This is a genomic window from Oxalobacter formigenes (assembly GCF_002127965.1).
In the GTDB taxonomy this organism is placed as follows: domain Bacteria; phylum Pseudomonadota; class Gammaproteobacteria; order Burkholderiales; family Burkholderiaceae_D; genus Oxalobacter; species Oxalobacter formigenes.
Map to the genome: position 1 here is coordinate 1,929,598 of NZ_CP018787.1, position 13,992 is coordinate 1,943,589.

The window sequence follows — 13,992 nt, forward strand, 5'->3', positions numbered from 1 at the left end:
CTCAAACAGGTGTCAAGACTGTGCTGCTAGACTTGTTTCATTGTACTGCCTGCCGGCAGAAACCAGAACAGTCGTCCAGAGGAATTCCCCATGACATCCAGAACCGGCAAGCCACTGAGGCCCCACAGACATGCCGCGCCTTATCTTGTTCCCGGTGCTCCCCCCGGAACATTGACGCCGATTGCCGGATCGGCCAAACCGGTCATTTCCATCCTGACAATCAACCGCGACGTCACCCGGCCCCCGGAAACAGCAAACGACCTGAGCGACTTGCCCCATGTTGACCCGGATGGACACGACATGCTCTGGATACGCGTCACCGGCTTCGGGGATATCAGCCCAATCAAAACAGTCGGAGAAACCTACGGGATTCCATCACTGGCACTGGAAGACGCCATGAGCCCGGGCTGGCGTGCTGAAATGACAGACGAAGGCGACTGGCTTTTCTTTGTCCTGCCAGTCCCTCCGGCTGACTTCATCACCGAAAAAAGCGAACACCTGAGCCTTTTCTTCCGCCGCAATCTCGTCATCACATTCGAAGAATCGCCGACTCTTTTAATCGACCGTTTCTGGCAACAGCTCATCGGTCACAAACCCGACGAAAAAATCACGCATCAGGCCGGCTATTACGCCTATCGTGTCATCGATACGATCATTGACCGCTTCTTCCCGCTTTTAGACACCGAATACAATACACTCGCCGATCTGGAAGACGCCCTCGATACGGACGGCAACCCGGGCAAAAAGGAATTGCGGCAGTTGCACAGGACAAAACGGGACATTCTTTACCTGAAACGCGTATTATTCCCCTACAAGGAACTGGGCACCGCTTTGAGACAAAGAAGTCAGATCGAAAAATCCGTTGAACTGAAACCCTATCTGAAAGATCTTGTCGAACACATCGTCCAGGCCGAAGAATTCGTCAATTCCTGCCACGAAATCGCCGATTCCCTCTCCGACATCTACCAGAACATCATGTCGAACAAAATGAACGACATCATCCGTATACTGACCATCATCTCCACCATCCTGATGCCGCTGACCTTCATCGCCGGACTGTACGGCATGAATTTCAACGTTTCCGACTCTCCATGGAACATGCCCGAACTGCATCATCCCTACGGATATCCCATCACCCTGTTGCTGATGCTGGCCATTGCGCTCGGAATGATCTGGTTTTTCAAAAAGAAAGACTGGCTCTGAAACAGACCGTCATTTTTACACAGGCAAAACATTTCTTTTCGAACACATCTTTTTTGAAAGTGCAGTCCCTCTTCTCGAAGCAACGGGACACAAGCATTTGACCTTCGATTTTTTGAGAAAAATAAAAACCTTATAAATCAACAGGTTGACAACACTGATAAAAAACGAAGGTTCAGGCATGAAAAAACGGGAAAAATAACCATAAACAATGAGTTATACTGAAAACGCTCTAGTGATCCACCGTGTAGGTGGCTTAGAAGTAGCTGGCATTGCGGAAAGGCTTAACAAGATCGTGATCCACCGTGTAGGTGGCTTAGAAGCGGTTCGACCGGGCTGATGCAAACCTGACATTGTGATCCACCGTGTAGGTGGCTTAGAAGGTCAAGAGTATTAGAATAAGTACTGCGGAACTGTGATCCACCGTGTAGGTGGCTTAGAAGAGTACAACGAAACTGGCAAAAGAGTTCCCGTTGTGATCCACCGTGTAGGTGGCTTAGAAGTGATCCGTAAAAAGGGCGGCATAAATAATGGTGTGATCCACCGTGTAGGTGGCTTAGAAGACGCGGATAGATTGCATGAATCAGCTTCACATGTGATCCACCGTGTAGGTGGCTTAGAAGTGAAACCGGTGAAATTATTCAATTGGTTCCTGGTGATCCACCGTGTAGGTGGCTTAGAAGAGATAAAATTTATTCAATTATTGGAACAACTTGTGATCCACCGTGTAGGTGGCTTAGAAGTGTTCAGAATGCTCTCGGTCAAGGTGTATCTTGTGATCCACCGTGTAGGTGGCTTAGAAGGTCTGGCCAGAATCGACAGTAAAACGGTTGTTGTGATCCACCGTGTAGGTGGCTTAGAAGACAGGGCAATGTCAGGTTTGCATCAGCCCGGTGTGATCCACCGTGTAGGTGGCATAGAAACAACTATATGGATCAAGTCACTGACGCATTGAGTGATCTACCATACAGGCGGCTTATAAGTCATCCCCTCATCCGGAATACGAAATTCATCCCGGCCTGCTGCAAGGGTGACATGAAAACAGACTGAATAATCAGTCATTTCCGAAAAGTGCGTACGGCAGGTTCTGTGATCTGATAAATGTATCCTGAAATTTCAGGAACCCGCTTTTTCCCATTACATGCGCGACAGCACATTTAAGGTTGAGATCCGTGATTTTTTGACCCTGTATGTTCATTCCATTTGCAAAACCTGTGTTTCGGCAGAAGGTGGCGGCACGGCAGGTTTCAGAAAATCTTTGGGAATATCACACTTTTTCTTGCCCATCATGGTCGCCAGCGCTTCTTTCTCACCCCTGACATTCGCCAGTTCTGCTGCCTCAATGCCGTCTCCCTGACCATATCCCAGCCAGAAAGCCTGAACCTGACTGGATTTCAAACGCTGCTCCTGTGCAATGACCAGCATATTCTCCCTTCTCGCCATGGATGAGGCTTCAAGGGTCAGGTCATCACAATTGTATGTCCTGTATTTATTGGGTGAAATATAACTTCCAGTAATCTGGCTGGACGCGGTAGGAAGATTGAAACAACCGCAAAGACAACAGCAAGCAGTCACTGTCAAAAGATAGGCTGGATAATTTATTTTCATCATCAGGAATAAACCGGAAAAGTATTTTTCTTAATCAAAGACAATACACATTAAAACACTTAAAACACCTAAAGTATATAATTTCAGTATAAAAAAACCGGATCTGATGTTTTTAGGAAAATCTGCTGAACGTCATTTTTCAAAATCAATTATCCTCCCGTTCATACCGCCAACGGAATGGAACGATATCCGGGCAATCTGCATGCCTGTCGTTCCACCGGAAAAACCTGCTTTTTCACAAACAGAAGCAGCGACTTTGCATTAATAAAAAGTCAGTCTGATATTCGTCACGCCTTGTGCACCTGCCTTTGCGTTACCCTGAAACCAGTCGCGATATGCATTGACAGATGATGTGACAGGAAACGCCGAATATCCATAACTGCCTCCCATGAAAAAAGGATTGTTTGCCCTCGCAGCCGGAACGCTCGGATTCGGCATGACCGAATACGTGATGATGGGTATTTTGCCCAATATTGCCAATGACCTCGGCATTTCGATCCCGTCAGCCGGTCATTTCATCTCTGCCTACGCGCTGGGTGTCGGCATCGGCGCGCCGGTGATGGTCATTCTCGCCCGTAAACGGCCCTTGAAACAGATCCTGCTCGGTCTGATCGCCCTGTACACACTGGGCAATCTGGCGCTGGCATTCGCCCCGAATGAAACGGCAGTCCTTGTTTTGCGCTTCATTTCCGGCCTGCCTCACGGAGCCTATTTCGGCGTGGGCGCAATCGTCGCGGAAAGGCTGGTTCCGCCCGAACGCAAGTCGAGCGCCGTGGCACTCATGATTGCCGGAATGACGATAGCGACCCTGATCGGTGTCCCTTTCGGCACATTCGTGACGGAATGGCTGTCATGGCGAACGGCGTTCTTCCTCATCGGCCTGTGGGGATTCAAGGTTTTCGCCCTCATCTGGGTGTGGATTCCCAAAATGGACCCGTTGCCGGATACCGGTTTCGCCGGTGAATTCGCCTTTCTGAAAAAACCGGCTCCCCTGCTTATCATTGCCGCCAGCATTCTGGGAAACGGAGGCATTTTCTGCTGGTACAGTTACATCACGCCATTGCTGACTCACGTATCCGGTTTTCCGTTCCAGACCGTCATTTTCCTGATGATGATCGCCGGTTTCGGCATGTTCTCCGGCAACCTGATCGGCGGACGATTGTCTGACCGTTTCACGCCCGGCAAAGTTTCGACCGCAACACAGGGAATCGCCGCGATAGCCCTCATCCTCGTCTTTTTCCTCGCCCGTCATCCCTTCACGATGCTCTTTCTGATGGTCATTTTGACCGCATGCCTTTTCGCCATGTCCACACCCGAACAGGTTCTTCTGATCGAGCATTCCAAAGGGGGTGAACTGCTGGGAGCCGCCAGTGCACAGGTCGCCTTCAATCTGGGCAATGCACTGGGCGCCTTCATGGGAGGATTGCCGATCAAGGCAGGCCTGCCCTACAACTATACCGCCCTGACCGGTACTTTTTTCGCATTCGCCGGTTTCATTCTCCTGTTTATCTTCGTCAAAAAATACGGTGCTCGCGGTACGGCAAAACAGGCGACTTCCTGACAGTCCAATCCGTTCTTTCGTCTTTTTCTTCATCAAAAAACCCGAACAGCAGACAAACTCCATATGGCAGTACAATATGCGCCTTTGGAATTATCCGGACACAGGGAATAACTGAAAAACAGGTCTGACTGTGTTTTAACGGAACACCACACTCCACCAGCATGAAAAAAAGCCTGACCGCACTGGCTGCCGGTACTTTTGCACTGGGCATTGCCGAATTCGTCATGATGGGCATTTTGCCCGACGTGGCGACCCATCTCGGCATCACGATCCCGCAGGCCGGTCACTTTATCGCTGCCTACGCGCTGGGCGTCTGTGTCGGCGCTCCCTTGCTGGCGCTGATCGCCCGCTCCCAGCCCTTGAAACGCATTCTGCTCGGACTCGGTGCCCTGATCCTGATCGGAAACCTCTGTACAGCACTCGCCCCGGACTATTGGGTCATGCTTGTCACCCGTTTCATATCCGGTTTGCCGCACGGCGCTTTCTTCGGGGTCGGTTCCATCGTGGCCGACAAACTGGCCGACAAGGACAAAGGCGCGCAGGCCATTTCCATCATGGTCGCAGGCATGACCGTGGCCAACGTCCTTGGCGTTCCCCTTGGCACGACCATCAGCCACAGCTTTTCATGGCGTTTCACTTTCGTGCTAATCGCTCTCTGGTCCCTTGTCCTCGTTTATCTGCTCTGGCGCTGGATACCGGCCATACCGGCACTCCCCGACACCGGCTTTGCCGGGCAATTCCGTTTCCTCAAAACCCCCGTTCCCTGGCTCATCCTCTTTGCCACGGCACTGGGCAACGGTGGCGCATTCTGCTGGCTCAGCTACATCAATCCACTCATGACCACCGTCTCGGGCTTCGAGCCATCGGAGATGACGCTTCTCATGATGCTGGCCGGTCTCGGCATGCTCGCCGGCAATCTGGCAGGCGGCCGTCTCACCGACCGATACGGCCCCGGCAAAGTCGCCGCTTCCTCGCAAGGCGTCATGTGTCTGGCGCTTTTGTCCATCTTCTTTCTGGCACAAAACCCGATCGCCTCCGTCATGCTGATGGTCGTCTGTACGACCTGTCTTTTCACCGTGTCCGCGCCCCAGCAACTTCTCTTGATCCGCAACGCCAAAGGTGGCGAGATGCTGGGAGCAGCCAGTGTCCAGATCGCCTTCAACCTTGGCAACGCACTGGGCGCATGGGTCGGCGGCCTGCCCATTGAGGCCGGTTACGCTTATCAATACACGGCCCTTCCGGCCAGCTTCTTCGCCTTTCTCGGTTTTGCCCTGCTCTTTTATTTCTGGCGACGCTACGAATACCCGATACGGCATGTCAGAGCCACCAGTTTTTCGAAAAAATCCTGATTGCAAAAACCGGCAGGAACATATGACAAACCCTCCGGACACTGTCGATGTGAGGAGGGTTCAATCGTGCAACTCTCCACGTCCCGGCAAGATCACGATACTTGCAAATTCGTTTAAAAAGCGATTCGCAAGCCCACTTCAGCAGTCAGCTCATACTCGTCACCGAATTTGCGGGTACTGCTTTTCGCGCCGAGTTCGCCATAGACTGAATACTTGTCATTATTCCAGTTATGCGACCCGCCGACCCCGATGCCGAGCCAGGTATCGCTGAGATTGCTCTTGTAGTTCACCCCGGAAATGCTGATTGTCGAATCTCCCTTGAATTCATGATAGACATTCCCGATGACATACAGCTTGTCACGCGACAGTCTTCCAAGGGAATCCTGTTCGCTCTTCTCGTAATTCAGGGCCAGCCCGAGCCGACCTTCGAGGCTCTTGTAGTCCTTTTCATTGACGATGACGCTATACTGCGGATCGACAAAACTGTCGAAATTGACCTGTGAATACATCAATTGCGCCTGAGGAGTCAGCGACCAGTTCGGGGCAAAATCGACGTTCTGGCCCATTTCGAGACTGAATGCGTAACCCCTGGCATTGTTTCCCTTGACCGCATGCGAAGCCGACGTGATGTTCTTCACTGACATGTCCGTATCGTACCAGTTGTATTTCGCCTGAAAATCGGCGTAAAAACCGGAATGGTCATACCACGTCAGGGTAGCGCCCAACCCGTAGGCATCGGTATCGATATCGCCGTCAGACAGGGAAGAATGAATATCCGCTTTCGCTTTTCCGGCATTGCCGTTGATTCCGGCAACCAGACGGGAACCGTCCCTGTTTTCATACACCGGCACATCCAGACCGACATTCGCCCGGCCATAATTCAGGTCAAAGGAATTGTCCCCGCCGGAACCGAGTTCCGGTTTGTATTTGGCGGTCGATCCTTCCAGTCTCACCCAGACGCCTCTTGAACCGGCCTTGCCCGCTCCGCGTCCCGCTTTGGATGTCCCCGTCCCTTTCGAATCGGAATCCTCCAGCCAGACACGATGACCCACCCGTTGTTCCAGCGTCGGCAAACGGTTCAGGGCACCCAGAACCGGCAAATACGATTCATAAGTCGGCGTCCCCGGATGAAGCACGGGAGTGCCATCGTCTGTCATGGCGTTACGCAAAAAGAGGCCTGCCTGATTGGTCGCATCGCCATACCAGTCGACATCCTTTTCCAGAACATAGCTGTAGGCTCCGGCCACAACCGCATTCTCCCCTTTCGCGGTCTTGAAGTCGGATACAAGATGGAAATTGTCACCCAGCTGTTTGACCAGATCGGCCTGGCTCAGGCCGGAACCGGTTCCCTGAAGACGGATGATCTCGATACCGTGATTCGTGGTCGCGCCATCGCCTCCCTGATGGATAACCCTGATACCCGTGCCGTTTGCGTCTGAAGCGGGATCAACAACCCCGTCGATGACCAGCATGCCATGACGGGACGTGTCATCCATCAATTCGGTGTGGACCTCTACCATCGCACCCGCTCCCGCCCGGTAATTGCCTGCCAGAGTCAGGGGAACGAAATGGGGATTCGTCTGGTCGAACGCATTGTTGAAGTTGTCGAGCCCCGGCGCGATCGTGCCGTTATTGATAATCGTCGTGAACGCTGACGAACCGGCAGCCGGAGCATCCGGATTGCCGATACGGTCATTCATGGAATTGCCGACCACTCCCTGTCCTTCCAGTCTTGCACCGGATGCAATCGTCACTTGCGATGTATTCAACAGGCCTTTTGAATTGGACATCGGCGCGTTTGGATCGACCGCATCCAGCCGCAAGGTTCCCTGATCGATAAAGGTACGTCCCGAATAGAGCTGGTCGTTCAACAGCGTCAGCGTACCATCACCGTCCTTGTGGAAATCCCGGCCGGTATCCGGTGCCACACCGGTGGTCGTCCCGTCTTTCAAGGTGTTATCCGCCATCATGACGCTATGGCCGTTCGTATCGATGGTTCCGCCGCCCTGATTCAGCAAAACAGCCTGCCCTGCCGCAAAATTGATATCGGCATCCGCGCGCAAGCTACCCATCGTGTCGCCCGTGCCTCCCGTGGCTGAATCGTCATGGTCGCCCAGTTGGGCGTCGCCTGTCCCGAGACCGGATGCCGACAGGATCGCGACCGTGCCGTTCTTGATCCATGTGCCACCGCTATGCGCGTTGTTTCCGTAAAGTTCCAGCACACCCGTCCCGGTCTTGTCCAGCCGGGTCGCACCGTCGGCGCTTTCGGCGATATTCTGGCCGATCGTCCCCGTAAAATTCTGCGTATCGATCGTGACCGACTGGGGCGCGGGATTCCCCCCGCCACCGATGCTTATCGGTCTTGTCTGCATATCCGTATTGCCATCGAGCCGCAGGGTCGTCTTGTCCCACAACTCGAGAGGGGCGACGACACTGCCCAAAGCCGCGTCGGAATTGACGGCCAGTGTCCCCTCTTCCACCCGTGTACCGCCCTGATAAATATTGTCGCCATAAAGGGCGAGCGTGCCGGTACCGGTTTTCACCAGCTTGCCACGGCCCTGAATGTCGCCATCGAAAGTGCCGTTATTGGCTTGTGTGTCGATTGTCATCTCACTGTCCGGCACACCTGCCAGAATGACCGTCCGGTTCGATTCGACATTGGCGTCCAGCCGGAGCGTGGACGTGTCCTGCATCACCAGATGGCTTCCTGTCCGGCCGAGAGCCGCATCGGAATTGATCCCGACCGTACCTTCTTCAATAACCGTTCCACCGGCATAGCTGTTCACGCCCGACAATGTCAGCGTACCGCTCCCGGTTTTGGTCAAAACGCCTGACCCCGAGATCGTCTGGGCAATCGTCGTCTCGTACTGTTGCGTATCGATAGTGCCTCCGCCGTCTTTCAGATCGATGGCGCGCGTATCGGCCAGATCGAACGAACTGTCAAAACGCAGTATTCCATTGGTCGCACCGGCCCCGTTATCGGTACCGAAACTGACCGCGCCTGTAGCAACCCCGAGATCCGAATCCCTGTCCACGACGAGCGCCCCATCCCGGATCGATGTCCCGCCGCTGTAGGTATTGTCCCCATTGGAACTCATCGTCAATGAACCGGCTCCGCTTTTGACGACCTGACCGGTTCCGGTAATGGCACTCCCGGTATAACTGTCATTCGAAGGCTGCTCGAAAGTCAGGTTACCGTTATTCACCATACTGGTCGCCCCGTTGATGCCCTGTGCCTGAACGTTCAGAATCCCGGGAGCGTCGATGCTGACCGTGCCGTTAAACTCCGGATTGGCCCCCACGAGCGACAACAGCCCTTCCTGTACCACCAGTGAATTGACCCCTTTCAGGGAACCGCTGATAGGCGAAGAAGGATGTTCGTCGTCATCAGAAGCGGGAACGCCGCCGAGGATGGCCCACGATCCCTGACCGGTTTTGGTAATGGAAGAAAAGTTCAGAACCGAACCGCCCAGTGTGGCGGATTCATTGAGATTGGCGTCCAGCGTCAGATCGTTGGTGCCCCTGCCCCCGTCCACGTTACCGGTAATGACCGACCCGGGCCCGAAAAGCAGACTGTCGTCACCATCGCCGAATTTCAGCGAACCGTTGACGGTTCCGTAATTGTTGAATACCAGACCGGGACCGCTGCTCCCGCGACTGCTGCCGAACACGTTGTACCCCGCTCCCTTGTCGGTCGAAATCGTCCCGTTATTTACGACCTTGTTCCGGTCGGCCGTTGACGCCGACACAGTCGTGTCCTGAAACCACAGGGCCGCGCCGTTCTTGCTGTAAATCGTGCCGTTATTGACAATGGTATTGCCATATCCGTGCGCGTTGATGGCTTCGCCGTTATTCGTCGTGCCCAATTGCTGCACGGTACCGCCCTGCTCGATCGTCACCGTCGAATTGCTGTTGAATTCAATGACGTTGGGGCCGCTGCCGAAATGGCCGCCATTACTGCCACTGCTGCTTCCCTGCACCACGGCACCGGACTTGACCGTTATATTGGCATTGTCATTCAGGCTGATGACCGTATTGCCATTCTGGGTAACCATTGTCGGAGTCGTACCGTTCCCGATCGTGACCGTCCAGTTATTGTCCGGAACGACGGGGCCCGTTCCGATGGAGGCCGTATTATTGACCGTGCCGACACACTCGGCGGAACTGGAACCCGTGGTGCAGGCAGCCTGCACTCCCTGCGAGACCATCAGCGGAATGAAACCCGCCATCCCCATCAACAGCCAGATCAACCCCCTGCGCGCGCTGTAAAAACGGCGGGGCGCAACAGAACGATAAACATTTTTCGACATGAATGATCCTTTTCTTGTAATAAACAGAAATCCCAAACTTACAAGACGGAGAAATAGCGACACTTGAACTAGATTCAGAACGGGACTGAATTCATGTTTTCTGCAAAGGAATGTGATTGCGCTCAATTTGGCAGGGACCCAATTTGTCGCGTTTTCGCAGTACTTTCATACAACGGCAGCGGTCTTAGCCGCTCAGGACGTCCCTGCAATCCGTTTTTAATCTCTTGCCGAATGCATGACTGATGCAAAAACAAGCGAATTTTCCGGATAAAAAAAGGAAATCCGGACCGCTCCGGCATGTGAGCACTGGAGACAAACCGGCAAGCTTAGTGATGAGCTGAATCCCTTGCCAGGCAGGTACATTAAAAAAGCCGGACGAAATATCGTCCGGCTTTTCAGGATGGTGTAAAAAAATCCTGTTACTTCAGCTGTTCATCCACAGAAATATCGGAGGCCGACTTTTTCTGTACCGCAGGTTTGGCGACTGCTTTCTTGCGCTTGACCGGTTTTTTGCGTTTTACAGCGGTTTTCTTTTTGGCGACAGCCGCTTTCTTGCTACCGGCACGCCATTTCCACGGAGCGACCGGATTGGCATCTTTCCACAAACCGCGCTCGGCTGTTCTCGCCTGTTGTTCCATCGCGTTCCATTGGGTACACATTTTCAGGTCGCAATGGCCATCGTAAACCCATGCCATACCTGAACCGACGAGAAATGCCTGAAGACTGTACTGGTCGTTGATCGCGATAACCGCGACGGTCGAGCCATTCGGATTGACATTGATGACCTGAACGTTGACCGATTTGCCCTCGACCAGTTTTCTGGCCGCCTCTTTCGCTTCCAGACCAGACGGCTGCGACAGCTGCGGCGTCCTGACGCCATAGAGCTGAACATTATAGACACGACCGGATTCATGCCGGATTTTCAGGGAATCGCCATCGACCACCTGATCAACCACCCCTTGCCAGGCGAGGGCAAAAGGAACCTGGAAAATCAGCACACAAAAGAGAAGAAACGATCTCACAAAACAGCTCGCTTTCGGGGATCAAAAAACCAAATTAAATCAAAGGAGTTATTTTTACAATATTAAGCTTCTTCGAGGTTTGTGTACAGAGAGAAAAAGGGCAATTTGTAACTATTTTTGACTGTTTTATTTTTTTTCAAAACCGCCCCGCGAAAAAACCGCCAAAGTGGTATTTTAATCGGCCACAAATACCCTTTTTTAGAGTGGCAGGCGTTGTTTTGCCAAAAAGCTCGGTTATACTTGAAGCATCACTCTATCTGAAAGAGGACAGGATCATGATTCCACTCTTCTCCGATCAAGGCAGGGCACAACTGAACCGGATTATCCGCCCCGGCGTGCTTTGCGCATTCGATTTCGACGGCACGCTTTGTCCTTTCAGAGGCTATGAAAACGCCCTCCTTCCCGACGAGGTACGCCAGCGGCTCATACGCCTGCAATCCATGACACCGGTCGCCATCCTGACCGGCCGCGGCATGGCCGATATCCGTACCCGCATGGCATTCAAACCCGACTATCTGGTCGCCAATCACGGCAGTGAAGGCATTCCCGGACGGGAAAAGGACAGCGACCGCTTCCGCAAGTCGGTCGATTGCTGGGACGACGCCCTGAAAACGGCTTTGGCCGACACCGCACAATACGACCGCGGCATTACCCTGGACAACAAGCGCTATACGCTGGCAGTCCATTACCGTGCGGCCGCTGACCATGAAACGACGGAAAAACAGCTGTTGAAACTCTTTGAAAAAGTCGCACCGACCGCCCGCGTCCTTCCCGGCAAATGCGTTTACAACCTGATTCCGCAAGGTTCCCCCAACAAGGGCGACGCACTTGTCGAACTGATGAAAATCGCCGGAAGCAAAACAGCCCTTTTCGCCGGGGACGACGAAACGGATGAAAACGTTTTCCGGCTCGACAATCCGGATATCCTGACCGTCCATGTCGAAAAGGAAGAAGCGAGCCGCGCACAGTTTTATCTCGAAACCCAGGAAGATATCGTGACGCTTTTAGACGTCATTATAGAAACCCTGATGGCGAATACATCTGCCCTTAACGTCAATGCAGATGCACCATCACAAAAAAGGAACGGGCAATGAGTACACTTGAACTCGGACTGATCGGCAATTCACGCACCAGCGCACTGGTGGACAAAAACGCCCGCATCGTCTGGTGGTGTTATCCCTATTTCGACAGCGACCCCGTCTGCTGTGAATTGATGAATCCGGTCAAAAAAGAAAAGGACATGGGTTACATCGACATCGGCTTTGAAAAGATCCGTCAGGCCGACCAGTATTACGAGCGCAACTCGGCCGTACTGGTTTCCCGCTTCGGCGATAACGCGCATAACGTCATCGAAGTCATCGATTTCGCGCCCTGCATCCCGATGCACGACCGCCTCTTCACGCCCTCATCGATTATCCGGATCATCCGGCGCGTTGCAGGCCGTCCCCGCATCACCATCCGCATCCGGCCCAGCGTGAACTACGGCAGCGAAGCGCCCCAAATCCTGCCGGGCGCGCACCATATTTCGTATCAGGGGTCTGAACAGACCCTGCGGGTCACGACCGACGCGTCCATCAGCTCCATACTGGACGAAAAAGCCTTCTTTCTGGAAGAGTCTGTCACCCTGATTCTCGGCCCGGATCAGGCCGTGGAATCCTCGCCACAGGACGTCGGACGCGCATACTATGAAGCGACAGTCAAATACTGGCAGAACTGGATTCATAACGTGTCGATGCCGTTCGAATGGCAGGACGTGATCATCCGCGCGGCCATCACCCTGCGCATGAACACCTTTTACGATACCGGTGCGATCATCGCCGCCGTCACGACCTCCATTCCCGGCTCCCCTGCCGCGAAACACAATCGCGATTACCGCTACAGCTGGGTACGCGATTCCTACTTCGTCGTGAGTGCCCTGAACCGGCTGGGTGCAACCGGGACAATGGAGCGTTATCTGCAATACATTCTGAACATCATTGCCGATTCCAAAGGACTTCCTTTCCAGCCTGTATACGGCATCCATCGCAACGCCGATCTGGAAGAAAAAATCGCGCCCGATCTGGCCGGGTACAACGACATGGGGCCGGTACGGATCGGCAACAGTGCCTACAGGGAAACACAGAACGACGTCTACGGCTCGGCCATTCTCGCCTGCACACAGGCTTTCTTCGACCAGCGCCTGCACCGCCCGGCCGACCGGAATGTCTTTGCCGATCTCGAACGGCTCGGCGAAGAAGCCGTCGCCCGCTTCAACCAGCCGGACGCCGATATATGGCACAGGAATGAAAAAGAACAGGTCCATACGTTTTCCAGCGTCATGTGCTGGGCGGCCTGCGACCGGCTGGCGGCCATCGCAAAGGAACTGAAGCTCAAAGCGAAGGAAGACCTGTGGCGCGCGAATGCCGAACGCATTCGTGAAGAAGTCATCTCCAATGCATTTAACACCGAACTGAATACCTTCACCTCCACATGGAACGGAAATTCCGTCGATGCCAGCCTGTTGCTGCTGGGTGAATTGCATTTCCTGAAACCGGACGATCCCCGTTTCGCCGGGACGGTCGCACGGATCGAAAAACAGCTCTTGCGCGGCGATTTCCTGCTGCGTTACGAGGGAGAAGACAAAGAGGGTATTCCGGAAACGGCCCTGCTTGTCTGTACCTTCTGGTGGATTCTTGCGCTGACCACCATCGGCAAAACCAGAGAGGCTCGCGCGTGTTTTGAAAATATCCTGTCCCGCCGCAATCACCTTGGCCTGTTATCGGCGGATGTATCGCGCAGTGACAGGGTATTGTGGGGAAATTTCCCCCAGACCTATAGCATGGTCGGTCTGATCCAGTGCGCGATCCGCCTGTCCAGACCGTGGGAAAACGCATTCTGATTTTGATTCGATAATAATAACCGGTCGCAGGCAAGTATCATTTCAAAGCGGCCATCAGAGAGAA

8 protein-coding genes and 1 CRISPR repeat array are annotated in these 13,992 nt (G+C 53.5%); of the genes, 5 read left to right on the forward strand and 3 right to left on the reverse strand.

What is annotated here, in order from left to right; translation table 11 throughout:
• Positions 1-90 precede the first annotated feature (90 nt).
• Positions 91-1,203, forward strand: a complete 1,113-nt coding sequence (corA, locus tag BRW83_RS09235; RefSeq protein WP_036602636.1) for a magnesium/cobalt transporter CorA — start codon at positions 91-93, stop codon at positions 1,201-1,203.
• A 232-nt stretch (positions 1,204-1,435) separates the two neighbouring features.
• A CRISPR array of direct repeats spans positions 1,436-2,123; the repeat unit is 28 nt; unit sequence GTGATCCACCGTGTAGGTGGCTTAGAAG.
• Positions 2,124-2,394: 271 nt separating this feature from the next.
• Here corA and BRW83_RS09240 read toward each other — a convergent pair.
• On the reverse strand, positions 2,395-2,811 hold the full coding sequence (locus BRW83_RS09240) for a hypothetical protein (protein ID WP_186447496.1): 417 nt from the start codon (positions 2,809-2,811) through the stop codon (positions 2,395-2,397).
• A 385-nt stretch (positions 2,812-3,196) separates the two neighbouring features.
• On the opposite strand from BRW83_RS09240, the gene BRW83_RS09245 reads away from it, so the two are divergent.
• Positions 3,197-4,369, forward strand: a complete 1,173-nt coding sequence (locus BRW83_RS09245; protein ID WP_005879843.1) for an MFS transporter — start codon at positions 3,197-3,199, stop codon at positions 4,367-4,369.
• Positions 4,370-4,530: 161 nt separating this feature from the next.
• Positions 4,531-5,718: an MFS transporter AraJ gene (gene araJ / locus BRW83_RS09250; RefSeq protein ID WP_005879841.1), complete on the forward strand. Its 1,188-nt coding sequence runs from the start codon at positions 4,531-4,533 to the stop codon at positions 5,716-5,718.
• 113 nt (positions 5,719-5,831) lie between these two features.
• On the opposite strand, the gene BRW83_RS09255 is transcribed toward araJ, so the two are convergent.
• Together BRW83_RS09255 and BRW83_RS09260 are read right to left on the reverse strand one after the other, a co-directional pair.
• Positions 5,832-10,028, reverse strand: a complete 4,197-nt coding sequence (locus BRW83_RS09255; protein ID WP_005879839.1) for an autotransporter outer membrane beta-barrel domain-containing protein — start codon at positions 10,026-10,028, stop codon at positions 5,832-5,834.
• Positions 10,029-10,447: 419 nt separating this feature from the next.
• Complete coding sequence (locus BRW83_RS09260; protein WP_005879837.1) at positions 10,448-11,050, reverse strand: thermonuclease family protein; 603 nt, start codon at positions 11,048-11,050, stop codon at positions 10,448-10,450.
• Positions 11,051-11,325: 275 nt separating this feature from the next.
• Between BRW83_RS09260 and otsB the strand changes: the two genes are divergently transcribed.
• Positions 11,326-12,144 carry a trehalose-phosphatase gene (gene otsB, locus BRW83_RS09265; protein WP_231284460.1) on the forward strand — a complete coding sequence of 273 codons (819 nt, stop codon included), beginning with the start codon at positions 11,326-11,328 and terminating at the stop codon, positions 12,142-12,144.
• Positions 12,141-13,928: a glycoside hydrolase family 15 protein gene (locus BRW83_RS09270; RefSeq protein WP_005879833.1), complete on the forward strand. Its 1,788-nt coding sequence runs from the start codon at positions 12,141-12,143 to the stop codon at positions 13,926-13,928. The genes otsB and BRW83_RS09270 overlap by 4 nt, the downstream gene beginning before the upstream one ends.
• Positions 13,929-13,992 lie beyond the last annotated feature (64 nt).